This window comes from Candidatus Poriferisodalis sp., from assembly GCF_965198245.1.
Lineage (GTDB): Bacteria > Actinomycetota > Acidimicrobiia > Acidimicrobiales > Poriferisodalaceae > Poriferisodalis.
The window spans coordinates 2,049,888-2,072,641 of sequence record NZ_OZ240249.1 but is presented as its reverse complement, the minus strand read 5'-3'; the positions used below and the strand labels follow the sequence as shown (position 1 = coordinate 2,072,641).

General features: G+C 66.4%; 22 protein-coding genes and 1 pseudogene. 6 read left to right on the top strand and 17 right to left on the bottom strand.

Annotated elements, in window-relative coordinates; all coding sequences use genetic code 11:
- Positions 1-11 precede the first annotated feature (11 nt).
- The 8 genes from ACOCMM_RS09545 to ACOCMM_RS09510 all read right to left on the bottom strand — a co-directional run bounded on the left by ACOCMM_RS09545 (position 12) and on the right by ACOCMM_RS09510 (position 7,609).
- A complete protein-coding gene (locus ACOCMM_RS09545) occupies positions 12-689 on the bottom strand; it encodes a hypothetical protein (protein ID WP_419552923.1) in 678 nt (225 codons plus the stop codon).
- Positions 690-860: 171 nt separating this feature from the next.
- Positions 861-1,475, bottom strand: a complete 615-nt coding sequence (locus tag ACOCMM_RS09540) for a hypothetical protein (protein ID WP_419552922.1) — start codon at positions 1,473-1,475, stop codon at positions 861-863.
- 216 nt (positions 1,476-1,691) lie between these two features.
- On the bottom strand, positions 1,692-2,672 hold the full coding sequence (locus ACOCMM_RS09535; RefSeq protein WP_419552921.1) for an LLM class flavin-dependent oxidoreductase: 981 nt from the start codon (positions 2,670-2,672) through the stop codon (positions 1,692-1,694).
- 70 nt (positions 2,673-2,742) lie between these two features.
- Complete coding sequence (locus ACOCMM_RS09530; RefSeq protein ID WP_419552920.1) at positions 2,743-3,576, bottom strand: phosphate/phosphite/phosphonate ABC transporter substrate-binding protein; 834 nt, start codon at positions 3,574-3,576, stop codon at positions 2,743-2,745.
- A gap of 49 nt (positions 3,577-3,625) precedes the next feature.
- Positions 3,626-5,845 carry a catalase/peroxidase HPI gene (katG, locus tag ACOCMM_RS09525; RefSeq protein WP_419552919.1) on the bottom strand — a complete coding sequence of 740 codons (2,220 nt, stop codon included), beginning with the start codon at positions 5,843-5,845 and terminating at the stop codon, positions 3,626-3,628.
- A 97-nt stretch (positions 5,846-5,942) separates the two neighbouring features.
- Positions 5,943-6,356 carry a Fur family transcriptional regulator gene (locus ACOCMM_RS09520; protein ID WP_419554855.1) on the bottom strand — a complete coding sequence of 138 codons (414 nt, stop codon included), beginning with the start codon at positions 6,354-6,356 and terminating at the stop codon, positions 5,943-5,945.
- 54 nt (positions 6,357-6,410) lie between these two features.
- Complete coding sequence (locus tag ACOCMM_RS09515) at positions 6,411-7,085, bottom strand: ABC transporter ATP-binding protein (protein ID WP_419552918.1); 675 nt, start codon at positions 7,083-7,085, stop codon at positions 6,411-6,413.
- Positions 7,085-7,609: a PadR family transcriptional regulator gene (locus ACOCMM_RS09510; protein WP_419552917.1), complete on the bottom strand. Its 525-nt coding sequence runs from the start codon at positions 7,607-7,609 to the stop codon at positions 7,085-7,087. The genes ACOCMM_RS09515 and ACOCMM_RS09510 overlap by 1 nt, the downstream gene beginning before the upstream one ends.
- Before the next feature lie 66 nt (positions 7,610-7,675).
- Between ACOCMM_RS09510 and ACOCMM_RS09505 the strand changes: the two genes are divergently transcribed.
- Positions 7,676-8,362, top strand: a complete 687-nt coding sequence (locus ACOCMM_RS09505; protein ID WP_419552916.1) for an ABC transporter ATP-binding protein — start codon at positions 7,676-7,678, stop codon at positions 8,360-8,362.
- Complete coding sequence (locus ACOCMM_RS09500; protein ID WP_419552915.1) at positions 8,359-10,755, top strand: FtsX-like permease family protein; 2,397 nt, start codon at positions 8,359-8,361, stop codon at positions 10,753-10,755. Before ACOCMM_RS09505 ends, ACOCMM_RS09500 begins: the two co-directional genes overlap by 4 nt.
- Before the next feature lie 11 nt (positions 10,756-10,766).
- On the opposite strand, the gene ACOCMM_RS09495 is transcribed toward ACOCMM_RS09500, so the two are convergent.
- The gene (locus ACOCMM_RS09495) at positions 10,767-11,969 is read right to left on the bottom strand and encodes an acyl-CoA dehydrogenase family protein (protein WP_419552914.1); all 1,203 of its coding nucleotides are present in this window, start codon (positions 11,967-11,969) and stop codon (positions 10,767-10,769) included.
- A gap of 3 nt (positions 11,970-11,972) precedes the next feature.
- Between ACOCMM_RS09495 and ACOCMM_RS09490 the strand changes: the two genes are divergently transcribed.
- Positions 11,973-12,689 carry a dimethylsulfonioproprionate lyase family protein gene (locus tag ACOCMM_RS09490; RefSeq protein WP_419552913.1) on the top strand — a complete coding sequence of 239 codons (717 nt, stop codon included), beginning with the start codon at positions 11,973-11,975 and terminating at the stop codon, positions 12,687-12,689.
- Here the strand turns inward: ACOCMM_RS09490 and ACOCMM_RS09485 are convergent.
- Complete coding sequence (locus ACOCMM_RS09485) at positions 12,667-13,110, bottom strand: SRPBCC family protein (protein ID WP_419552912.1); 444 nt, start codon at positions 13,108-13,110, stop codon at positions 12,667-12,669. The two genes, ACOCMM_RS09490 and ACOCMM_RS09485, sit on opposite strands and share 23 nt — an antisense overlap.
- Positions 13,111-13,292: 182 nt before the next feature.
- Between ACOCMM_RS09485 and ACOCMM_RS09480 the strand changes: the two genes are divergently transcribed.
- Positions 13,293-14,159 (top strand): SDR family oxidoreductase, encoded by an 867-nt coding sequence (locus ACOCMM_RS09480; RefSeq protein ID WP_419552911.1) that lies wholly within the window; start codon positions 13,293-13,295, stop codon positions 14,157-14,159.
- A gap of 171 nt (positions 14,160-14,330) precedes the next feature.
- Positions 14,331-14,858, top strand: coding sequence for a hypothetical protein (locus ACOCMM_RS09475; RefSeq protein WP_419552910.1), 528 nt, complete (start codon positions 14,331-14,333; stop codon positions 14,856-14,858).
- Between the two features lie 195 nt (positions 14,859-15,053).
- Here ACOCMM_RS09475 and ACOCMM_RS09470 read toward each other — a convergent pair.
- From ACOCMM_RS09470 to ACOCMM_RS09450, 5 genes and pseudogenes are all read right to left on the bottom strand, one after another.
- Positions 15,054-15,889: pseudogene (locus ACOCMM_RS09470) on the bottom strand (zinc-binding dehydrogenase).
- A gap of 135 nt (positions 15,890-16,024) precedes the next feature.
- Positions 16,025-16,888: an oxidoreductase gene (locus ACOCMM_RS09465; protein WP_419554854.1), complete on the bottom strand. Its 864-nt coding sequence runs from the start codon at positions 16,886-16,888 to the stop codon at positions 16,025-16,027.
- Positions 16,889-16,943: 55 nt separating this feature from the next.
- Positions 16,944-19,094 carry a heavy metal translocating P-type ATPase gene (locus tag ACOCMM_RS09460; RefSeq protein ID WP_419552909.1) on the bottom strand — a complete coding sequence of 717 codons (2,151 nt, stop codon included), beginning with the start codon at positions 19,092-19,094 and terminating at the stop codon, positions 16,944-16,946.
- 43 nt (positions 19,095-19,137) lie between these two features.
- Positions 19,138-19,539 carry a heavy metal-responsive transcriptional regulator gene (locus ACOCMM_RS09455; protein ID WP_419552908.1) on the bottom strand — a complete coding sequence of 134 codons (402 nt, stop codon included), beginning with the start codon at positions 19,537-19,539 and terminating at the stop codon, positions 19,138-19,140.
- Positions 19,540-19,609: 70 nt separating this feature from the next.
- On the bottom strand, positions 19,610-20,032 hold the full coding sequence (locus ACOCMM_RS09450; RefSeq protein ID WP_419552907.1) for a DUF1330 domain-containing protein: 423 nt from the start codon (positions 20,030-20,032) through the stop codon (positions 19,610-19,612).
- Between the two features lie 96 nt (positions 20,033-20,128).
- Here ACOCMM_RS09450 and ACOCMM_RS09445 point away from each other — a divergent pair, with 96 nt between their 5' ends.
- Entirely contained in the window at positions 20,129-21,154 is a 1,026-nt protein-coding gene (locus tag ACOCMM_RS09445; protein ID WP_419552906.1) for an aldo/keto reductase, read from the top strand.
- A 51-nt stretch (positions 21,155-21,205) separates the two neighbouring features.
- Here ACOCMM_RS09445 and ACOCMM_RS09440 read toward each other — a convergent pair whose 3' ends face one another.
- Together ACOCMM_RS09440 and ACOCMM_RS09435 are read right to left on the bottom strand one after the other, a co-directional pair.
- Positions 21,206-22,333 (bottom strand): methyltransferase domain-containing protein, encoded by a 1,128-nt coding sequence (locus tag ACOCMM_RS09440; RefSeq protein ID WP_419552905.1) that lies wholly within the window; start codon positions 22,331-22,333, stop codon positions 21,206-21,208.
- Between the two features lie 15 nt (positions 22,334-22,348).
- Positions 22,349-22,738, bottom strand: a complete 390-nt coding sequence (locus tag ACOCMM_RS09435) for a hypothetical protein (protein ID WP_419552904.1) — start codon at positions 22,736-22,738, stop codon at positions 22,349-22,351.
- Between the last annotated feature and the right edge of the window lie 16 nt (positions 22,739-22,754).

Genomic DNA, 22,754 nt, shown 5'->3' with positions numbered 1-22,754 from the left:
GCTGAACAGAGCTATGCGACGGCCGATGGAGCCAGCTCGATCTCGCCTTCCACGAGTAGCGTGTCGACGATCAGGCCTCGTTCAGTCGAGCTCACCGTGGCACCTTCCGGTCCGGCGATCTGCCATGACCCAGGGGCAGCGCCGACGACCCTGAACGTCGTCCGTTGACGTGGCTGGGGGTGCAGCGGTGCCAGGTTGAGCCGCAGCGTGCTGCCGACCCATTCGGCCTGCCTCAGGGCGACACGGGGAAAATCGACGTCGACCACTTGGGGGCAGCGCTCGAGCGGCGCTGCCGACAGCGCTGTCCACCGGCCCGGTCCGCCCGCTTCAGCGGTCGCCAGGAATGCGTTGAACTGGCCCCTCGGGTATGCCTCGTTCAAACCCATGCCCCAGGTGAACTCGCCCCGATCGTGGTCCCAGGTCGGTTCGTATGACGCTTCGATGGCTGCAGCCAGCCGTTCGGCAAGGTCGGTCATGCCCCATTCACGGGCCAGCACCAGCGACGAAGGGACCCCGCGGCCGGCGATCAGGGGCAGGTCGAGGTCGCCGTCGAGGCGGGCCGACCGGCAGGCTGCCTCGAACAGGCGCCGCGCCTCGTCAGACTGCTGAGGGGCCACATAGAACGACGTGGTCAGCGCGGCCCGGACCGGCAGGCGGTGGTGCACGTCGATCAGCGGGTCGTAATACATGGTGGTGGTCGTGGGCTCGGCCTCTCCGACCAGATCCAGGTAGTGCTCGCGGGCGTACTCCCACCAGGGGCCGAAGGCGGCGGGGTGATGGTCAGTGCCGTAGCGGTTGTCGTGAAGCCTCAGACCGAGGCCGGCGCCGGCCAGTCAGAACGGCCAGATCTTGGTGTTCTCTCAGTGGCAGCCGATCGGGGCAGCCAGCCATTGCTGCCGCAGGTGAGCGGCGATCTCGGAGTGAGTCCACGTGAAGGTGTGCTCGCCGTCACAGATCATCTCGAACGGTTCATTCCAGTGGCTCTCGGCGGCGATCATCTCGCGGATGCCGAGCAGCACCAGGAAGAAACCCTTGTAGAAGAGCATCCCGGCCGCAGCGACGGGGTCCATCTGGACGCCCCACGGCTCGGTGCCGTTGGCGGTCCAGCCGGGCACGTCGTAATCGCCCCAGAGCTGGCGCGGGATGAACGGCCGGTAAGCGTCGGGATAGTTGGCCCGGTCGGGGTCGGGGCCGAACTGGGTGAGCCAGTCGGCGGCGGACCACCAGCCGGTGTGGCGCTCGATCAGCTGGTCCAAGACGGCTACGTAGCGCTCCGTCCACGCTGGTGTGCGGTGGGCCATGAGGCCGAGTGCGTAGGACGAGTCGACCAGGTCGAAGCGATGCCAGCTCGCCATGGGCGGGTCGGAGCGGTCGTCCCAGTGGGGATGCGGCTGGCCGGTGCGTGACCAGTCGTCGGGAGTGTGGGCCTTGCGGTCGAGGTACCGGAGCCACCCCAAACTGCGATCGGACAGCATCAGCACCCCTCCCTGTTCTTGGTCAGCTACTCAGCGGTGTGGACGTCGATCCCGTTGGCTTGGACCATTCGCTCGGCCATGTCTCCCCCGGGTGCCCGATTGCCGCGGCCCCGACGCTAGCCCTCGCCCACGAGCGGCATCCTTGCCGGCCACTCCCTCAGGCGGTTGCGAGCGGCCACCGCTACAGCAAGGGGGCTCTGAGTCTGACGGGCGGTATCAGGCGCTGGCCAGCGAGACCACCTCGAACAGCGACTCGTAGCCGGCGAGTCCGGGCGGATCGGTGCGCTGGGGCAGCCGGTACAAGATGATCTCGTCGGCCAGCCCGTCGTAGTCGGCGATGCGTGCGGCGCACTGGGCCGGGGTGCCGGTGATGCTCATGGTGTCGACGACTTCGTCGGGCACCAGGTCCATCGCCTCGCGCATCTGACCCTGGGGCACGAGGTGTGCCGCTGCGTCGGCGAACTCGTCGAAGCCGAGCTGGCGCAACTGCGAGTCGTAGTACGGGTGCGGCACCGGGTGGAACAGGCCGCAGATGGTGGCTTGGGTGACCTTGCGTGCCAGCTCGGGGTCCTCGTTGATGCTGATGAACGACCCCATGGGAAAGTCCAGTTCGTCGGGGTCGCGACCGGCGTCGCCGGCAGCCTCCCGTGCTGCCGGCCGGACGATGTCACGCATGAATTCGACCGACGACATCACGCCGACGCCGACCCCGTCGGCAACCTCACCGGCCAGGCGGACCATCTTGGGTCCCGAAGCCGACAGGTACACCGGGATCGAGGGCCGTGTCGGCTCCCAGGTAGCCCGCCAGCGGATGCGGTGGTGCTCGCCCTCGTAGCGCACCGGCTCCCCCGCCCGGCCGGCGACCGCACTGCGGACAATCCCGATGTAGTCGCGCAGCTTGCCGAGCGGGCGGAAGTCGTCGATGCCCATGTACCACTCGTTGAAGTGGCGGTTGCCGGTGCCGAGTCCCAGCGTGAACCGTCCCTCGCTCATCTCGTCGAGATCGCGGGCCGCGATCGCCGTGAGCCACGGCTCACGGGCATACGCATTGGCGATGTAGGTGCCGACGGCAACCCGCTCGGTCGCGGCGATGACGGCGGCTGCCGACACAAACGCACTGCGACCGGCTTCGACGGTGTACATCGAGTCCATCCCGGCGGCTTCCCCTTGCCGGGCCAGCTCGACGAAGTCAGCCATCGAGTCTTCAAATCCGAGCAGCAGGCCAAGCGCGGGTTTCGACATATCTGGTGCTTCTCCGGGTCGGGACCTAGAAGATCTTGCCGACGAGGTCGGCCTTCTCGACAGCACCCATGAGATCGTTCCAGCCGTCATCGGTGGCGCGCACCCATTTGGAGACGTGCTCCATGCGCATCATCTCGGCGATCTCGGGGTCGTCGGGATCCATGGCCACGAGCAGCTCCACGAACTGCTCGCAGGTGTCGTCGCTCAGGCCGGGGCCGGAGGTGAAGGCGCAGTGGCAGTAGGGACGGGTGCGCCACACCTCGACGATGTCCTCTTCGGCCAGCTCATGGCGTCGCTTCAAGTACCCGAGCCACGGCTCGAATATCACCCCGGCGTCGGCTCGTCCGTCCATGACGGCGCCGAAGATCGTCCGGTCATCCACCCAGGACTGCAGGTTGGAGTACTCCGTGGCTTCCAGCTCGACGAGCTCGCAGTCCGATCGGACGTTGAACCCGTCCTCCGCGAGCTGAGCGACCGGCAGCAAGTACAGCTCGCTGGAAGTGTCAACGCCCAAGGCGAGCCGCCGCCCACGCAGGTCATCGAGATCGGCGATGGCGGCGTCGGCCCGGGCGACGATGAGCGAGTGGACGTCCTCGTCGGTGTCGCGCATCGCCAGCGTCCGGCAGGCGCCCGGTGACTGCAGCAGCAGCTGCACATGTGCCATGGGCGCGTTCCACGCGATGTCGACATGGCCATCCAGCACCGCCGTGCACAACGCGTCGTAAGTGGAATACAGCGCGTACTCCGTCTCCAGTCCGGCCTCGTTGAAGTACTTGCGGATGGCGTTCCAGATGTAGACGGCTCGCTTCGGATCAGCCGCCGTGGCGCCGATCATGAGCGGTCGTGGGCGTGCGGTCATGGGCTTATCCCCCGCCGCCCAACGTAGCGCCGCTCTCGGCGGCGATTCCTCAGCTCAGGTCGAACCGGTCCAGGTTCATGACCTTTGTCCAGGCCGCCACGAAGTCGCCTACAAACTTCGACTCGGCGTCGTCGCACCCGTAGACCTCGGCGATGGCCCGCAGCTGGGAGTTCGAGCCGAACACCAGGTCGACGGCACTCGCCGTCCACTGGAGCTCGCCAGAGTCGCGGTCGCGGCCTTCGAAGATGTGCTCGGTGTCGGACATCTGCCATTGGTTGCCCATGTCCAGCAGATTCACGAAGTAGTCGTTGGTGAGCGACCCGGCCCGGTCGGTGAGCACGCCGAGCGACGAGCTGCCGTTGTTGGCACCCAGCACCCGCAGGCCGCCGACAAGCACGGTCATCTCCGGCGCTGTCAACGACAGCAGGCTCGCTCGGTCCACCAGCATGACCTCGGGGCGGCGTTTGTCATCGTCCCGCCAGTAGTTGCGGAATCCGTCGGCAGTCGGCTCGAGCACGGCGAAGGACTCGGCGTCGGTCTGGCCCGCCGACGCGTCTGTGCGTCCTGGCGAGAACGGAACCACGATGTCATGGCCGGCGTCGCGGGCCGCCTGCTCGACCCCGGCGCACCCGCCCAGGACGATCAGATCGGCCAGGGACACCCGCTTGTCGCCGCTCTGAGAGCTGTTGAACTCAGACTGGATTCCCTCCAGCGTCACCAGTACCTCAGCCAGCTCAGCGGGGCCGTTGGCCTCCCAGCCGTTCTGAGGTGCAAGCCGGATGCGGGCACCGTTGGCCCCACCTCGCAGGTCGCTGTCGCGGAACGTCGACGCCGACGCCCAGGCCGTCTTGACCATCTGTGAGACCGACAGCGGGGAGCTGAGGACTTGAGCTTTGAGCGCCGCTATGTCGGCACTACCGACCAGATCGTGGTCGACGGCCGGTACCGGGTCCTGCCAGATCAGCTGCTCGTTGGGGACCTCGGGTCCGAGGTACCGGGCGACCGGGCCCATGTCGCGATGGGTGAGCTTGAACCATGCCCTCGCGAACGCGTCGGCGAACTCGTCGGGATGGGTACAGAAGCGCCGCGAGATCGGCTCGTAGATGGGGTCCATCCGCAGCGCCAGATCGGTGGTCAGCATGACCGGCACGTGGCGTTTCGACGGGTCGTGCGCATCGGGCACGGTGCCTTCCGCAGCGGGATCGGTCGGGACCCACTGCCACGCCCCCGCCGGGCTCTGGGAGAGTTCCCACTCGTAGCCGAACAGGACCTCGAAGAACGTGTCGTCCCACGTCACCGGCGTGGGCGTCCAGATGCCCTCGAGCCCGCTGGTGATCGTGTCGCCCGCCTTGCCGCTGCCGTAGGTGCTCGACCACCCGAGGCCCTGCTCCTGCAGGCTGGCGCCTTCAGGCTCGGGGCCGACGTGCTGGTCGCCGTCGGCGGCGCCATGCGTCTTGCCGAAGGTGTGGCCCCCGGCGATGAGGGCAACGGTCTCTTCGTCGTCCATGGCCATGCGGGCGAAGGTCTCCCGGATGTCCCTCGCCGCCGCGAGCGGGTCAGGCGTGCCGTTCGGCCCCTCAGGGTTCACATAGATCAGACCCATCTGCACGGCGCCGAGCGGGTCGGCCAGCTCACGGTCGCCGCTGTAGCGCTCGTCGTCGAGCCAGACGGTCTCGGGACCCCAGTAGATGTCCTCCTCGGGCTCCCACACGTCCACCCGGCCGCCGCCGAAACCGAAGGTCTCAAAGCCCATCGATTCCAGCGCCACGTTGCCGGCCAGGATCATCAGGTCGGCCCAGGAGATCTTGCGGCCGTACTTCTGCTTGACCGGCCACAGCAGCCGGCGGGCCTTGTCCAGGTTGGCGTTGTCGGGCCAGCTGTTCAGCGGTGCGAACCGGTGCGTGCCCGAGCCGCCGCCGCCCCGTCCGTCATGGATGCGGTAGGTGCCGGCGCTGTGCCACGCCATGCGGATGATGAGCGGCCCGTAGTGGCCGAAGTCGGCCGGCCACCAGTCCTGCGAGGTGGTCATCACCTCGGCAAGGTCCGCCTTCACCGCCGCGAGGTCCAGGCTCCCAAACTCGGCGGCGTAGTCGAGCCCGTCGTCGGTGGGGTCGATCAACGGCGAGTTCTTGCCGAGCGGCCGCAGGTTCAGCTGCTCGGGCCACCAGTGCTGGTTCGCGAGCGAACCCATGGCGCCGGCGGGCTCATGCAGCACAGGGCATCTGCCGTTCGTCGAGGTTGTTGAATTGGCGGTGCTGGTGTCAGTCATTGCTGCTCCTTGGCTGAAAGTTGGAGTGATGGGTGGCTTTGCAGAAGTGCTCGTCGGGCCGGTCCTGGACCTGGTCGGCGAGCTGGATTGCTCGCCCTCATGCGCCACTCGTCCCGACCGCCGGCTGGCAGTCCCCGCAGTAGCCCCAGTAGATGACCTCGGCCTCGTCGATCGAGAAGCCGTTGTCGTCTGCGGCCTCGAGGCACGGCCGGTACCCCACAGCGCAGTCGACATCGACCATGCCTCCGCAGGCCCGGCACACCAGGTGATGATGGTTGTCGTCGACCCGGTCCTCGTATCGGGCCGCCGACCGTGCCGGCTGGATGCGCCGGATGAGACCTTCTTCGGTCAACATGGTCAAGGCGTCGAACACTGCCTGTCGGGATACTGACCCGATACTGGCACGCACATCGTCGACCAGATCGTCAGCAGTGGCATGCGGTCGGGCCGACACGGCACCGAACACAGCCAACCGCTGTGCGGTCACTTGTATCCCTCGCTCCCGCAACATCTGCTGGACTTCGATCACGCCGAAAGGATACATGATTCTGGACTTAATCCAATATCAGCATACATCTTGAACTACATGACCATCCAGCAGGCGAATCGAGCGGTCGGCAAAGGCTGCGGCGCGGGCGTCGTGAGTCGCCATGACGATGGTGCGGCCGTCGTTGGCGAGAGTCCTCAAGAGACCGACAATCTCGTCAGAGCGCACGCTGTCCAGGAATGATGTCGGCTCGTCGGCCAGGAGCAGCTCCGGTTCGTTGTAGAGCGCCCGAGCGACAGCGACCCGCTGGGCCTCCCCAGTCGACAGCCGTGAGGCAACGGTGTGGGTGCGGTCAGAGAGCCTGACCGCATCAAGCAATTCGGTGGCCCGAGCCCGCCCCTCGGCCATGGCACGGCCGTCGAGGAGCAACGAGATCGCCACGTTCTCCCAGGTCGTCAGGGTCGGGACGAGCTCTACGATGGGCAGCACGATGCCGATGCTGCGCCGACGTAGCCGGGTGCGCTCGTTGTCGGTCAACGCAGCGAGGTCGACACCGCCGAAGCGCACCGTGCCTGCGGTCGGCATGTCGAGCCCGCCCAGCAGGTGGAGCAGGGTGGACTTGCCGCACCCGCTCGGTCCCTGGATTGCGACGAATTCGCCGCCAGAGACGCTGATCGACACATCGTCGAGTGCCGTGACGACCCCGTCAGTGCCGAAGACGCGGGTGACGCCGACGGTCTCGACAATCGGCATCACAGGGCGAGCGCACGCCGGAGCTCGCCGAGCCGCTGGGCGGTGTGGTCCATCCAGCGCAGGTCTGCCTCAAGGTGGAACAGGGCGTAGTCGAGCAGCGCACGCTCGTGTTCGCCGGCATCGTCTTTGGCCTTGGTGAGCTTCCGCATCCGACCTGTATGGCTCTCCCGTTGCGCTTCGATGATCTGCCTGGCGTCTCTGCCCGACAGCAAGGCGAGAGTGACCTTCAGGAACAGCGCACTGTCGATGGGTGACTGGGCTGGCTCAGGCTCGCCATACCATCGCTCAAGGTCAGTGACGCCCTCGGCGGTGATGGCGTAGGTCTTGCGCTCGGGACCCTGTCCGGGGGCGGTCTCGGCGAGTTCGACGAGGCCGTCGCGTTCGAGGCGTGAGAGCGTTGCGTAGACCTGACCGAAGCGCAGCGGTCTCATCTCGGCGAACAAGCTGTCGTACGAGCGCTTCAGGTCGTAGCCATGTCGTGGAGTGGACTCCATGAACCCGAGCAAGGCGTGTTGCACGCTCATCGACACGAGTGTGGCACAAAACTGCCATCAATACACATTCGGTATACACAGATAGAATAGTTGCCGATGAACATTCACGCCATGAACCTGAGACGTGTCCACCGACGCGACACCCACGACATCGTCGCCCTCGACGACGTGTCGCTAGACGTCCACCCGGGCGAGTTCGTGACCGTCACCGGTCCCAGCGGCTCGGGCAAGTCGACGCTGCTGCACCTTCTCGGACTCATCGACAACCCCACCGCCGGGACGCTGCGCATCGACGACGTCGACACCGCCAGCCTGTCCGATGATCAACGCTCAGAGTTCCGGCGCCGCACATTCGGGTTCGTGTTCCAGTCGTTCCTGCTGCTGCCGGGCTTGGCCGCCTGGGAGAACGTCGCCCTCGCCGAATTGCTCGACGGCAAGTCGCTGCGCACACAGCGTGCGAGGGCATTGGCGCTGCTCGACGACGTGGGACTGGCAGATCGATCGGACCATCCGCCCCATGAGCTCTCAGGAGGCGAGCAGCAGCGTGTCGCCATCGCCCGCTCGCTCATGACGGATCCAGAAGTGGTGTTCGCCGACGAACCGACCGGGGCACTCGACCAAGCCAACTCAGCGAGCATCCTGGCGTTGCTGAAGGGGCTCACCATCGACCGGAGGCGGAGCCTCGTCGTCGTCACCCACGAACCCGCCATTGCCACCAGTGCCGGTGCCAGGATCATCAGCCTGCGCGACGGCAGGGTCGCCGACGACCCGGTACCGACATGAGGCTCGACCGGTTCCGGTTGCTTCACCTTCGTCGTCTGCGGGACCACCGCTTGCGCACGGCCGTGTCCGTCCTGGGGATCGCCTCAGGCGTTGGCCTCATCGTCGCCATGTCGTCGCTGCTGACGTCCGCGACTGCAACGGCCGATGCGACCGTGGCCCTTCTCGGCGGGGCCCGCTATGAAGTCACGGTCGCCACAGCGGACCTCGAACGGGCACGCGACGCAATCGCAGACGTAGAACGAGTGGAGGGTGTCCGCCACTTCGTCGAAGTGCCCATGATGATTGACGACGTCCAGGGATGGCTGGTCGCGCTCGAAGACCGTGACGGGCTGACGACGCGCCCGGCAAAAGCCCTGGCGGCAACCACGGGCATCCGGACCGGGTCGGCCCTGCCGGTGTCTGGTCGTCATGTCCTCACTGGTCCCACCGGGCAACCCATGGCCGGCCAGATCGCAGGCCGAGCCGAGCCCGAACTGCGGGATCGGTACGGCGGGCGCGTCGCGGTCGCTGACCTCGAGACTGCGCTTCGCCTGCGTGGACGCACCGGGACCGAGACGCTGCTCGTCCATGGCCAGCCCGACCCGACCGCCCTGGCGACCGCTGCGGGCGATGCGGACATCCGCGAGGCAGCCAACAGGGTCATCCAAGCCCGCAACACCATCGGCGTCATGTTCACCATGCTGTCGATCTTGGGAGCCATGGGGCTCGTTGTGGGCGGGTTCCTGCTGTTCAACACCATGAACATGACCGTTCTCGATCGGCGGCACGAGATTGCATCGCTGCGAGCGCTCGGCGGCGACCGCCGAATGATCCTCACCGGCGTGCTCGCCGAAGCCGCAACGCTGGGGGCGGTCGGCTCGGCGCTCGGCCTGGTGCTGGGGACAGCTATGGCTCGCTCGGTGATCGCCACGGTGCCTGATGCGTTCGCGCGCGCCATCGGAACACCGCTGCAGACCTCGGTCCCTGCGACACTGCTCGTTGTCGCATGGCTCCTGGGTGTTGCCACCGCCATGGCATCCGCAATCGTCCCCGCACGCCGGGCGCTTCGGATCGAACCCCTCGAAGCGCTCCGTCCAGAGGTGCAGCCTTCCGAGCATCACCTCACCCGCCGCTGGTGGCTCATCGGTGCGGGCGTCCTGCTCTTCGTGATCCCTAGCGGCCGGATGGCCTTCGGAGCGGCCATGGCGGGGCTCCTGTGCATCGCCGCCGGTGCCGCCCCGTTCATCATCGCGATGACGGTTGGCATCGCTCGACGGCTGGGTGCCAGCGGCGAGCTCGCAGCCACAGCGCTGAAGCGTTCGGGGCGGCGCGTGTGGGGCACCACAACGGTGGTGATGATCGCTGTCGCCATCGCCGTCACCACCTCTGGCCTAGCTGTCAACCTGCGGGACACCACCAATGAGAACCTGTCCACGATCCTGGGAAGCGACTTCTGGATCGGTACTACGTCCGGTGACAACATCGCTCTCGTCGGCCTTCCAACGGCGTGGACGACCGAGTTCGAATCCATCGAGGGCGTGCGTTCGATCGCCGCCAACACCTGGGTCCCCGCCGAGTCAGGACCCCACATCGTCGGTGTCCAAGGTGTCTACGGCGACAGCGCCTACTCCTTCACCCGGCTCGCCACCGATGACGCACGTGCCCGGATGGCCGCCGGAGAAGGCGCCGTTGTGATCAAGCAGACAGCGCTCACGTTCGGCTACGAAGTCGGCGACATCATCGACATACCGGGCGCGACACCTTCCCTGCGACTGCCGATCGTCGCCATCACCGGCGCTATCGCTCCTGGCAGCGGCGGCATGGTCAACATCTCCCACGATCTCTTCGCCGCCCACTACGGAATCGACAGCTTCGCCCGTTACGAAGTCCAACTTGAACCCGGGGCCGACCCGAGCGCTGTCCGCGAGCAGCTCGACCGGATCACCGCCGGACATCGGGTCCAGATCTTCACCGGCGAGGAGTTCGGGGCGGACGCTCGCCAATCCTCCGACCAAATCCTCGCCCTCATCGCAATGATGCTGCTCGTGATTGTCACCTGCGCCGCAGTAGCGCTCCTCAACACGCTGCTGGCATCAACGCTGGAGCGCACCAATGAGTTCGCGGTGCTCCGAGCCATCGGCGCTACCAAACGACGCATCGTCACGAGCGTTGCAACCGAGGCCCTCGCTATCGGCCTGACCGGGGCAGTACTCGGGGCAGTCGCTGGTTCCGCCTACCACGCCAGTCTCGTGAGCACCATCCGGGCCATAACCGCGTTCGACATCGACTACGCCTTCAGCCCCGCCGCCTTCGCTGCCGCCATCCTCACCGGCATCGCCATCGCCGGAGCCGGCGCAATCCTGCCGTGCCGCCGGGCCAACCGACTCGACATCCTCAACGCACTCGCCCGCTGAGCTCTGCTCCTTCAGAGCAGGTCGGTGGGTGCGGGGTCGAGGCCGAGTTCCAGCTTGCCGGCGAGCTCTGCCGTGCGATCCCAGTCGAAGACCATGTGCCCTCGCAGCGTCAGCAGGTCGCGGGAAATGCGCTGCAGCGGCGAATCGGAGAGGTGCACCGACGCGCCCGACCCCTCCAGCACGGTGCCGACTGCCTCGATCGATAGGCGAACCGTCTGGGCAGCTGCGAGCCGTACTCGCCCACGGTCGACCGTTTCGAATACTCCTCCCCCGTCGTAGACGTCGCACACCTGGCTCACCGCGCCGTCCCACACGAGTCGAGCGGCTCGCACCGTGGACAGTGCCTGCGAGAGGCGCACCTGAGCTGCCGGCTGTTCCGCCTGGCGATCGCCCATCGAGTACGCCAGCACCCGCGAGGTCAGGCGCTCACGGAAGAGCCCGACAGCGGCTTCGGCCCCGCCTAAGGCTGCTGCAGCAGCGACGAGCGTCAGCACAGGCACCATCGGATAGCGCACGAAGGGATCGGCGCTCAGTTCCGCACCCGGCGGGAAGTTCCCGGCAAGCTCGAGGGCGGCGAGCGTCTGGTGGGCAGGGACGAACACCTGATCAGCGACCACATCGTTACTGCCGGTCCCTCGCATGCCCGAGGTGTGCCACACGTCGACGACCTCGACGTTCGCTATCGGCAGCACGAAGAACCGCGCCTCGGGGCCCTTGTCCCCCCGTATGAGCCCGTTAAGCATCACCCAGTCGGCGTGCTGCACTCCCGTCGCCCACTGCCACCGACCGGTGAGTTCGTAGCCGCCGTCGACCGGCGCGGCGGTCCCCGTCGGAGTGAGCGTGCCGGGCATCAGCACGTATGGCCTACTGCCCCAGACCGCTGCCTGGAATTCCTGCGGCCCTCGTGCCACGAACCAGTTGTGCAGCACCAAGAACAGCAGCGTCCACGCAGAGGAGACGCAGCCATGGGCGAGGATGCGTGTCATCTCGCCGAGTGACCGCAGCCCGAGGCCGTGGCCGCCGCGCTCGCTGGGCACCAGCATCTCGAAGACTCCGCTCGCAACGGCGTCGTCCATCGTCGCCCGGGGCAGTTCGCGCAGCTCTTCTGCCTCAGCGGCTCGTTCCGACAGCCGCTCGACCATCGACGTCGCCCACGCCACGACATCGTCGTGCGACAGTCGCCCGGCCGAACCCCCCTTGCGCGTCACGCTCACCGTTTGGAACCTAGTTGTCGACCTGGCATCGACTTGCAGGCTGCAGCCGTTTGGGAAGATGCCGTTGTGGCTGGCGTCATCGACGAGCTGCTTCGGCGCATTGCAGGGTTCCACCGCAGCCGCTCAGCGGTTCCCGAGTACCCGATGGTTGATGAAGTGCTCGGCGCGCTCGACGAGGCGCGCAGCCCTGCCCTCCTAGAGCCCCGCAATCTCCCGGTGCTGCGGCACCTCGACACCGTGGAACGCAGCGGCGATCCCGCCATTGACGCGGTGCTCGAGGAATTTCTCTCCCTCGCCCCCGCACTGCCCTGGATTCAGACCGCCGGCTACCGCGGCGTGCTGAGCGATGAGTTCCACGAGAACTACGGCTACGTGCAGCTAGTGGGTCCGAATTCGATCGTCGAGCATCGCTGCGTGCGAGTCGGCATCGCCGTGTGGGGCCCGAACCTGCACTACCCCAGCCACCACCACGAGGCCGAAGAGCTGTACCACGTGCTGGCCGGCGAGCCGTCGTTCACCGGCAGCGACGGAGCGAGCAGGATGATGCGGCCCGGCGATTCCGTGCATCACGCACCATGGCAGCCTCACCAACAGGACTTCGGCGCAACGCCAACGGTGCTCCTCTACTGCTGGACCGGGGCCGTAGTGGCCGACGCCGCCCTGACAGACGCAACGCTTGCCGGGAGCGAGTCGCTTCTCAGGCCTCGGCGACGGCCTTGAGGTTCTTCAGCGTCTGGGCGATGTTCTTCACCAGGAGGCTGTGACGGTTGTGCTTCTGGAAGAACTCCATGTCGAGAATCGGCGAGTCGAAGCTCTCGGTGACCCGGCAGCCTGAGCCAGTCGCCTCGATCTCGTAGCGCCACAGCGTGCGGCGGCCGTCCTGGGCAGGCACCTCGAAGGCCCATTCCCGACCCGGCTCGGCGGCCACGACGACACAGCCGGCGTCCCACTTCATGTCGCCGTTCTGGTTGTAACCGCGGAACTTCACACCGACTGAGGGACCGGTCGAGCCGTCCTCCCACTCGGACTTGTAGCACTCGGGGCTGATCTCGCTGATGCGGGACAGGTCCGTCAGGATCCCGTACACCGCCGCTGGGCTCGCGGCAATGTCGATGCTGGTGCTTGCGGTGGTCTCAACCATGTGCGCTGTCCTTCTTCGGGAGTGGGAGCAGCGAGAGGCTATCGACATGCAACCCGCAGAATTGCATTCGATTCCAGGTGAGGCCATCTGGCAACATGCGAAGCCGGGCCAAGACCGGTCGCCGAGCACCTGCTCGTGCACGCGCACTATGAGACCCCACCCATCGAGAGGATTCGCCTGCCATGAGCACTGCCGGACCGCTCTCGGGTCGCGTCGCACTGGTGACAGGAGTTTCCCGGGACGCGGGTATCGCAGCTGCCCTTGCGCAGCGGCTGCATAAGCTCGGCGCCACGGTCGATGCAACCGGCTGGCCCGCTCACGACGCCGAGATGCCGTGGGGCGAACAACCCCTGTCGCCGATGCCGTTCGTCGTCCACCGCCACGATCTCGAACAAGCCGAGACGGCCAACTCCCTAATCGATGAGGTCATCGAGAGGCACGGCCGGCTGGACATTGTCGTCGCAGCTCATGCCCGCAGCTCGCACCAGTCGATGTCCGAGGTTGAGGCAACGGAACTGGACCGTTGCTGGGCCGTCAACGTGCGCAGCATCGTCCTGCTTACCCAGCGATTCGCACAGGTTCACGAACCAGCACCGCCGTCAGCGCCGCCTGCCGGTCGAATGATCTGGTTCACCAGCGGCCAGCACCTCGCACCGATGGACGACGAGATCGCCTACGCCGTTTCCAAAGGCGCGCTGCATCAGATGACAGCGTCCATCAACCACGCGCTCGCAGCCACTCGAATTGTGGCCAACTGCATCAACCCGGGCCCAGTTGACACCGGGTACGCAACGGCCGACATGCACCAAGAGATGCGTGAGCGCTTCCCCGACCAGCGGTGGGGCGCCCCCGATGACATCGCCAACCTCGTCGAGTTCCTGGTCACCGACAGCGGCGGCTGGATCCGAGGCCAAGTCATCGACGCCGAAGGCGGCCTCGACCGCGCCCCTCGCCCTCGCCAGGACGATGCCGTGGCGGAGTCTGCTGGAAAGCCAACCGGCGTCCATCGGAGGAATGAGATGGAACAGCTCCGCTCCGAGTGGGATTGACGTGACGCACTGCGGTATCGGCTGACGGTCGTGCGGATTTCCCGCTCGAAATGGTGACGGACGTTGGCGGCGCCCCCGTTCCGCCCAGGACACAACGTCAAGGTGGCAGAGAAGGCCGCTAGATGAAGGGGGGAGGGGGGGTCTTGGCAAGTTTCTGAAAGGTGTCATGCCATGTCCACCGGCCAAGCTGGCGACCAGACCGCTGGCGCGTGGAGTCAAGTCCTAGACGAGGCCCGGGAGATCCGGAGCAAGCAGGACAATCGCCTCGCGAATGCGCAGCGACAATCTCAACTGATTGTCGCAGGGTTCCTCGCCATGACGGCGATCTTGGTGACCGCCGTCTCCGTTTCCGTCGCAGCTCGACCAGAAGCCGCCGACACCTCGGTTTCCGAAGGCGAACTGGCGCCCTACGTTGCTGGTGCCTTCGCGGGGTTCGCACTCGTCAATGGCGTCACATGGATGCGTACCCACACCTTGGCGCGACACTGGAGAGAGGTCGCCGAGTTCGACGCGCTGACGAGTTTCCCCGGAAGCGTTGACGCAGTGCCACGGCTACAGCGCCACCTCGTGAACACCTACTTGGACCACTTCAACCACAACGAAGAAATTCTGACGAAAGTCCAGCGACGGGTCGGCGCCCAAGCAGTTCTGACTCTCCTATTCGTCTACACGGTTCCACTTGGGTGGGTGTTACTGTGACGATCGTGGGCTCAAAGACGGCGCTCAGGGATCGCGGGACGCGCTACCCAGGCGCCGATGTCAGCCGTGGATTGATATTCGACTTCGGGCTGCCATCTTTGTGGCGGCGAGTGTGGGGCCGTCTCAAGCGTGATCGGCGTCCTGAGCGCGTTCGGAATGGCGACGCTGCGCGTCACCGCAGCCAGTCTTGCGACGTCAGTCGAACTTGATCACCGACCGGACGACCCTGCCTGCGCGCATGTCAGCGAAGCCGTCGTTGATCTGATCGAGGGTGACCATCGCCGACACCCATTCGTCGAGATGCAACCGGCCTTGGAGATACAGCTCGACGAGCCGCGGCATGTCAATGCGGAATCGGTTCGATCCCATCGCCGATCCTTTCAGCGTGCGCCCCCGCAACAGGTGCATCCCGTCAACGGAGATCTTCTGATCCGCCGGGATAATGCCGACGATCGTGGCAGTTCCGCCCAGGACCAGCATGTTGAATGCCTGCTCGGCAGTGGTGTTCATGCCCAGGCATTCGATTGCGTGGTGCACTCCCCCGCCGGTCAGGTCCAGCACCGCCTCGACAGGGTCTGATTCGAGTGGGTTCACCGCATCGGTTGCGCCCAGCATGCGCGCCAGCTGCAGCTTGTCGGGATTCGTGTCGATGGCAATTACTCGGGCCGGTCCCATTCCAGGTGATCGCTGGCACCAGGAGGCAGCTTGACCGTGATGTCCGAGCAGGTGGACGGCTGTCCCGACAAGCAGCGTTCGCACTCGCCGCAGAAGACGGAGAGACAGGTGATCACATGGTCGCCTGGCTTGACATACGTGACGTCGCTGCCGACCGCTTCGACGACTCCGGCCGCTTCGTGACCAAGCACTGCCGGCAGTGGATGCGGGAAGAGCCCCTCAATGAAGTGCAGGTCGGAATGGCAGAGGCCGGCATAGGCGGTGGCGATCAGGACCTCACGAGGACCAGGGCTGCGTGTCGCGACTTCAGTGATCTCCATCGGCTGGTGCGTCTTGTGCAGGACTGCCGCCTTCATGTGGGCGCCTTTCGATCGGATTGTCTCTCCGGCCCGGGGCCGCTCTGTCAGCGAGGTTGGTACAAGACATAGGACGCGAGTGCGGCCCACTGCTCAACGCGCGATCCACCAAGAGAGTGGGTTCGCTGAACTGGCTCACACCCCGAATTGGACCTCGGTGAGCTCTTGTGACGCGTCCCACAGCCGCCGTTGCAGCTCCGCATCGCGTGACCGGGCGCTTGAGGGCACCAAGACCGGATGGCCGCGCATCTCCATGAAGCCGTCCGGCCCGTAGAACTGGCCGCCGGAAGCGGCGGGATCGGTCGCGGCCCGCAGCGTCGCGAGGGCGCCCATGGCTGCGCTGTGCCGCAACGGCCCGATCAGCGGATGGACAATCCGTATGCCCGGGAAATGTCGCAGGATCCCCGTTTCGGACCAGCCCGGATGGGCCGCCAACGCTACAGTCGGAGCCCCTGCAGCCACCAGCCGGCGCTGCAGCTCGCGGGTGAACAGCAGGTTCGCCAGCTTCGACCGGCCGTACGCAGCGGATTGGCTGCGGCCTTGCGCGACTCCGAAGCGTTCGAAGTCAATCCGTGAGCGGTAGCGGTGAGCGTTGCTGCTCACCGTGACAACCCGCGAACCGGCAACGGGTACCAGCCGGTCCAGCAACAGGCCAGTCCAGGCGAAGTGGCCGAGGTGGTTGGTGCCCATCCGGATCTCGAACCCGTCGGCGGTCTGACGGCGCGGAGTGTGAAAGACCCCTGCGTTGTTGACGAGCAGGTCGATTCGCTCGAACCGATCCCCGATGGCTGACGCCGCTTCACGCACCGAATTCAGCGACGCCAGGTCGAGCTCCTGCAGCACGAGGTCAGCACCGGGATGTTCGGCCCGGATGGCATCGACCGCCGTTCCCCCCTTGTCGAGATCCCGCACCGCAAGCACCACCATCGCACCACGGCCTGCCAAGGCCCGCGCCGTCTCGAGACCGTTCCCCGAGTTGGCGCCCGTCACAACCGCCATCCGCCCCGATTGATCAGGAATGTCCGTCGCAGTCCACTTGTCGCTGGTCACAAGATCAGTCAGTCTGGCGGTAGCCCGCGAAGCGTCGGAGACGGAGGCTGTTGGTCACGACGAACAGCGACGATATGCCCATGGCACCTGCAGCGATCATCGGGTTCAGGATGCCAAGCGCCGCAAGCGGGATCGCAGCGGCGTTGTAGGCGAAGGCCCAGAACAAGTTGCCCTTGATCGTCGACAGTGTGCGGCGCGACAGCGCGATGGCATCCGCGACGGCACGCAGATCGCCGCTCACGACGGTGAGATCGGAGGCCTCGATGGCCACGTCGGTACCAGTCCCGACGGCAATGCCGAGATCGGCCTGCGCGAGCGCCGGGGCGTCGTTGATGCCATCGCCCACCATCGCCACGCGCTTCCCGTCGGCTTGGAGTTCTTGCACGACGGCGGCTTTGTCACCCGGATAGACCTCGGCGATCACAGACTCGATGCCGACCTTGGCTGCGACCGTCCGGGCAGTGCGCTCGTTGTCACCGGTGAGCAGCGTGACCGCCAGACCTTGGTCGTGCAGTGCCGCAATCGCCTCCTGCGAGGTCGACTTGATGCGGTCGGCGACCACCAGGACAAGCTCGGCTGAGCCGTTGCGACCGGCAAGGACGGCTGTCGCCCCTGCGGCCTCGGCGCTCCCGGCCAGTTCAGCGACAGGTCCGGGCACGTTGTCGAACAGGCTGCGTCGGCCCACTCGAACCTCCACGCCGCCGATCGTCGCCGTCACCCCGGAGCCCGGCGTGGTCTCAAAGTCATCCACCTTGGCCAACCCGTCGACGGAGCCAGCAATCGCTTGAGCAATCGGGTGCTCCGACAGCGCCTCGGCCGATGCCGCCAGCCGGTGCACCTCGTCACGCTCGGCGGCCGGAAGCTCGCCCGCATGGACGCCGGCGAGCGTCATGGCTCCCTCGGTGAGCGTGCCGGTCTTGTCCACCAGCACGACGTCCACCGAGCGTGTGTCCTCGAGGACTTCGCCTCCCTTGATGATGACCCCGAGCTGTGCGCCGCGACCGGTCCCCACCATGATCCCGAGCGGCGTCGCCAACCCGAGGGCACAGGGGCAGGCGATGATCAGCACCGCTACGGCCGCGCTGAACGCTTCACTCGCCGCGTTGCCCAGCGCCGACCACGCCACCAGCGTCACGATTCCCGTCACAAGGGCGAAGGGCACGAACACCGCCGCGACCCGATCGGCGAGACGCTGCACCTCTGCCCGGCTGCCTTGGGCCTGGGTGACGAGCCGGATGATCTGGGCCAGCGCCGTGTCGGCGCCCACCTTCGTCGCCTCGACGACGAGCGAGCCGTTCGCATTGATGGTGGCGCCGATCACCTCATCGCCGGGCCCTACCTCGACCGGCACCGGCTCACCGGTCACCATCGACGCATCGACCGCCGAACGCCCCTCGGCGACCACGCCGTCAGTGGCGATTCGCTCCCCCGGCCGGACCACGAACCGCATCCCGACCGCCAGATCAGCGAGCGCGACCTCGCGCCCGTCGACCAGCCGAGCTGTCCGGACACCCAGATCGGCCAACACCCGGATCGCATCGCCGGAGCGGCGCTTGGCTCGAAGCTCCAGCCATTTTCCCAGCAGGATGAGCGTCACGATCACGGCGCCGGTCTCGAAATACACATGGCCGTCGCCGACACCGGCAGCCGACACGGTCAGCGACCAAGCCAGCGCCGACAGCGACCCCATCGACACGAGCGTGTCCATGGTGGTGGCGCCGTGCCGCAGGTTCACCGCTGCCGCCCGATGGAACGGCCACCCCGACCCCACGATCACCACCGTTGCCAGCACTGCAACCGGCCATTCCCAGCCGCCGAACTGCAACGCCGGGATCATCGAGACCAGCGCCGACGGCACCGTCAGTGCCACACCGATGACCAGGCGAGTCAGCAGGTCTGCTTGGCGTCGCAGCTCGGATGCGGCACCTTCGCCGGCAGCGATGACTGAGTAACCCAGCGCATTGATCTCGGCGGCGACGATCGCCTCGTCGAGCGATCCGTCATGGGTGATCGTGGCGCGCCCGGTGGCGAAGTTCACATTCGCTGCAGCCACGGCATCCAGGTGGTCGAGCCGACTCTGGATCCGGCTCGCGCAGGCGGCACAGGTCATCCCGTCGATTGCCAGGTCGGATCGAACGGTTGCCTCGGCGGCCACGCGTCCAACCTAGAGGTTCCACTCGGCTGGAAGGTCAAGTCGACTAGCGGGATCGGCTGATCACCTGGCAGCGATTGGGGTCAGTGCATGATGCCGGGTCGAGCCCTTGTGCCCGCCTCAGCAGCGCAGCCAGCTCTTTGCGGGCCGACCGCAGCTGGGCGACTTGGGCGTCGATGGCATCCACGTGGGCCTCGATGAGCGCCGTGGTGTGCGCGCACGAACGCTCGCCGACGCTCTTGAGCTCAAGCACCGAAGAAATCTCGGCCAATGACAGACCAGTGGCCTGCGCATCCCGGATGAACCGCAAGCGCGCCACCGCGTCGCCCTCGTACTCGCGGTACCCGCTCGCTGTGCGGTCTGGTTCATCCAGCAGACCGATCGACTCGTAATATCGAATCGTCTTCGTGGTCGCCCCGCAGCGATCGCCCAGCTCCCCGATCCTCATACGCACGACCGTACCTGACCTCCCCGCCTCAACCTTCCAGCCAGAAGGAATCCCGACGGAGGAGCCGCGTTCAGCCTCGGACGAACTGGGCGACCGTCTCGATGTTGAGCTGACCGGCGAGCCCAGCTGTGCGGTGCACAGAGGCTGCCCGCCACTCGTCTGAGGACGACATTGCCAGCAATGCGCCCCGGTTGGGGTACTTGGCGATCGCGACTTCGTCCCACAGCTCCTCGACCTGGCCGAGTGCCAGGAACGTCACGTCCGCCGCGAACTGGATCTCGCCGCCGTAGTCCTGGATGATCTTCATGACCGCTCGGCCGTAGAGCTGGTACGCCTCGTAGCCGGTGAGATCGGTTTCCCGCCCGTCCTCGTACTCGGCCTTGTCTTTGAACTTCAGCAGGTTGACCATGTAGATCGGCCCGTCGGGACCGGGCTGCATCATCTCGTCGATGCGCCCCGGGCTCGTGGGCATCACCTCGTTGACGACCTCCATCAGGTCACCCTCCTGTCGTGGACGTGGATCCCATCAGTCAACAACATCCATGGGCCAGAGACCTAGGGTCGGTTCCTCACGACATCGGGGGGATCCATGGCCGATCTGGTGACACGAACCCAAGCAGCGCCCGTCGTGTTGGGTGCAATTGCCTTCGGCAAACCCAAGGAAACGACTCGCGACCATCCCCTGGCAACCGACGACTCCTGCAATGATCTGCTTCGAGCCTTCATCGAGCTCGGCGGCGAGGAGCTCGACACGGCGAGGCTGTACCAGAACGGCCACAGCGAGGCGGTCATCGGCCGGCTGCCGGCGAGCGCCCCCATCAGGGTGGGCACCAAGTATCACCCCACCCTCGACGGAGGCCCGGTCACGCAGATGGAGCAGTCGCTCACAGCCTTGCAGCGCGACTCGGTGTCGATCTACTACATCCACATGCCCTCGACAGCGATCCCGCTCGAAGACACGCTCGCCGAGATCAACGAGTGCCATGCTGCCCGCCAGTTCGAGCGGTTCGGCCTGTCGAACTTCCCCGCTTGGCAGGTTGTCGAGATCGCTCAGTACTGCCAGCGCCAGGGGTACGTGATGCCGACCGTGTACCAGGGGGTGTACAACGCCCTGAACCGCACAGCGGAGTACGAACTTGTCCCGGTGCTTCGCAACTACGGCATCAGCTACTACACCCACGGGTCGCTCGCGAGCGGGTTCCTCACCGGCAAGTACCGCAAGGGTGTCGAGCCGGTGAAGGGGGTCGACCGCTTCGCTCAGCCGCGCCGCGTCAGGCAGTACCAGGAGCGCTACCTGCACCGGGATGAGATGTTCGCAGCGCTCGATGCCATCACAGCCGCCGCGTCAGCAGCCGGCCTCAGCACGCTCGAAGCGGCCGTGCGCTGGACCCAGCATCACTCCGCCGTCGATGCATCGCTGGGCGATGCGGCGCTCATCGGCGTGTCACGCATCGAACAACTCGAGCCGATCATGGCGGCGTCAGGGGGCGGACCGCTGCCAGATGCCGTCGTCGAGGCATTCGACATGGCGCACGACTGCGTGAGGATGAAGTCCGAGTACTACATGCAGTACCCCTACCCCACCGAGGGCAGTCCCTGGCGCTCGCGCTATTGACGCGGCGCTGGCGCCGCCGCCTATCGCAGACTGCTCGAGAGGTCGGTCTGGTCAGGTCCGGCCGACGAGCAACGTGAGCTGCCCGCGTTGCTGCTTGCCCGTCTGCAGTACTCGTCCCGTCGGCACTGTCTCGATGGAGACCATTCCGTCGTCGAATCCTGCGCTGACGGATTCAGCGACGAGGTCCATGTCGCGCATCGGGCCCCAGAAGGGCTCGTGGTTGTTGTAGGTGTCCCAGTCGATCATCGCCTGAGTGACGGGATCGACGCCCGCGTACCCGGCGAAGTCACCGTGCACCATGAGCCCGCCCGGAGCGAGCAGACGGCGGCACTCGGCCAGGGTTCTCCGCAGCGCCGCAGGGGCAATCTCGTGAATCACGATGTGGGACACGATGAGATCGAAGCTGGCGTCGGGGAAATCGGTGCACTCGGCGTTCTGCTGGGAGAAGTGCACCGCCCGGCCCAGCAACTCGGCTCTCGCATGCGCGTACCGCAGCACTGGCGCGCCCAGGTCGATGGCGTGGACCTCGGCGTCACCGAACGCGTCGACGTAGGGCAGCGTGGAATTGCCGGCGGTGCAGCCCATGTCCAGAATGCGCCGCGGCGAGAACTCGGGGTGCGAGACCGCCAGGAAGTTCTGGCAGATCGACTGCCCGTAGTCGTCATTGAGGGCGCCCATCTGGCCCATCGCGTACACGTAGACGCCGCGGTCGAACACCGCTCCGGCCGACACGTCGTCGTCGGTGTACTCGCCCCGGTAGCCGCCTGGCATGGCATGGATGTCGACCTCGGCGTTGTACCAGGGGATCTCAAGATCGGGGTCGAGGCGCAAGGACCCAAACCCTGCATCGGCTGCACGCGCACGCTCCGCGAGATCGTCGGCCTGGCGAGCCACGGCATCGCCGACCGAGCTCCACAGCAGGTGCTGGCTGGACCGCCGCACCGAGCTCCACAGCCGGTAGTACGTGTCCGAGCTCAGTGCTTCGCGGACTTCGTGGCGATCGGCCGGTTCGGCGCCGTGCTCGGAGACCCACCGGTCCCGCACCCGACAGTCATAGATCTCCCGCACGCCGGGGCTGACCCGGGTCGCGATGTGCGACTTCAGCGCCTGGACGAAGCTCTCGCGTGCGACCTCGTCGTGCGTCTCATCGGGAAGGAGTGCGTGTCGTTGCTGGCTCATCTGGCTGTCCCCTGTCTATAGCTCCGCGAAGGCGCGGTCGACGATCTCGAGATACCGGTCCTCGGTCTCGCCAGCCAGCGCCTCTTCGCGCATTTCCTCGAACACGCGGTACACGCGACCTGCGAACGCCGCCGCCTCGACCGCTCGGGCTGCGATCTGGTCGCCGTCGGGTCGGTACGCCTCGATCGCCTCTGCCACCTCGATGCCGGCGTCGGCGAGCACCGCTTCGAGCGTGGTCTGCCGCTCCCGCAACGCCCACACCTCAGCCGCCAACGCCGTCACGATCGCCAGGACGGCATCGGTCGCACCTTCGTCATCGAAGAACGTCGGCCGGGCGCCGCGCGCCATTGTCGGATAGCTCCGCCCTTCGGTCGGCTGAGCTTGCGGCGCTACGGGTTCGCCCATCACTCCAGCTTCCCAG

Bases quoted from the DNA above. Each gene is read 5' to 3' on its own strand.
- ACOCMM_RS09545 (WP_419552923.1), bottom strand. From the start codon at position 689: ATGTATTACGACCCGCTGATCGACGTGCACCACCGCCTGCCGGTCCGG.
- ACOCMM_RS09540 (WP_419552922.1), bottom strand. From the start codon at position 1,475: ATGCTGTCCGATCGCAGTTTGGGGTGGCTCCGGTACCTCGACCGCAAG.
- ACOCMM_RS09535 (WP_419552921.1), bottom strand. From the start codon at position 2,672: ATGGCTGACTTCGTCGAGCTGGCCCGGCAAGGGGAAGCCGCCGGGATG.
- ACOCMM_RS09530 (WP_419552920.1), bottom strand. From the start codon at position 3,576: ATGACCGCACGCCCACGACCGCTCATGATCGGCGCCACGGCGGCTGAT.
- katG (WP_419552919.1), bottom strand. From the start codon at position 5,845: ATGACTGACACCAGCACCGCCAATTCAACAACCTCGACGAACGGCAGA.
- ACOCMM_RS09520 (WP_419554855.1), bottom strand. From the start codon at position 6,356: ATGTTGCGGGAGCGAGGGATACAAGTGACCGCACAGCGGTTGGCTGTG.
- ACOCMM_RS09515 (WP_419552918.1), bottom strand. From the start codon at position 7,085: ATGCCGATTGTCGAGACCGTCGGCGTCACCCGCGTCTTCGGCACTGAC.
- ACOCMM_RS09510 (WP_419552917.1), bottom strand. From the start codon at position 7,609: ATGAGCGTGCAACACGCCTTGCTCGGGTTCATGGAGTCCACTCCACGA.
- ACOCMM_RS09505 (WP_419552916.1), top strand. From the start codon at position 7,676: ATGAACATTCACGCCATGAACCTGAGACGTGTCCACCGACGCGACACC.
- ACOCMM_RS09500 (WP_419552915.1), top strand. From the start codon at position 8,359: ATGAGGCTCGACCGGTTCCGGTTGCTTCACCTTCGTCGTCTGCGGGAC.
- ACOCMM_RS09485 (WP_419552912.1), bottom strand. From the start codon at position 13,110: ATGGTTGAGACCACCGCAAGCACCAGCATCGACATTGCCGCGAGCCCA.
- ACOCMM_RS09480 (WP_419552911.1), top strand. From the start codon at position 13,293: ATGAGCACTGCCGGACCGCTCTCGGGTCGCGTCGCACTGGTGACAGGA.
- ACOCMM_RS09475 (WP_419552910.1), top strand. From the start codon at position 14,331: ATGTCCACCGGCCAAGCTGGCGACCAGACCGCTGGCGCGTGGAGTCAA.
- ACOCMM_RS09465 (WP_419554854.1), bottom strand. From the start codon at position 16,888: ATGGCGGTTGTGACGGGCGCCAACTCGGGGAACGGTCTCGAGACGGCG.
- ACOCMM_RS09455 (WP_419552908.1), bottom strand. From the start codon at position 19,539: ATGAGGATCGGGGAGCTGGGCGATCGCTGCGGGGCGACCACGAAGACG.
- ACOCMM_RS09450 (WP_419552907.1), bottom strand. From the start codon at position 20,032: ATGGAGGTCGTCAACGAGGTGATGCCCACGAGCCCGGGGCGCATCGAC.
- ACOCMM_RS09445 (WP_419552906.1), top strand. From the start codon at position 20,129: ATGGCCGATCTGGTGACACGAACCCAAGCAGCGCCCGTCGTGTTGGGT.
- ACOCMM_RS09440 (WP_419552905.1), bottom strand. From the start codon at position 22,333: ATGAGCCAGCAACGACACGCACTCCTTCCCGATGAGACGCACGACGAG.
- ACOCMM_RS09435 (WP_419552904.1), bottom strand. From the start codon at position 22,738: ATGGGCGAACCCGTAGCGCCGCAAGCTCAGCCGACCGAAGGGCGGAGC.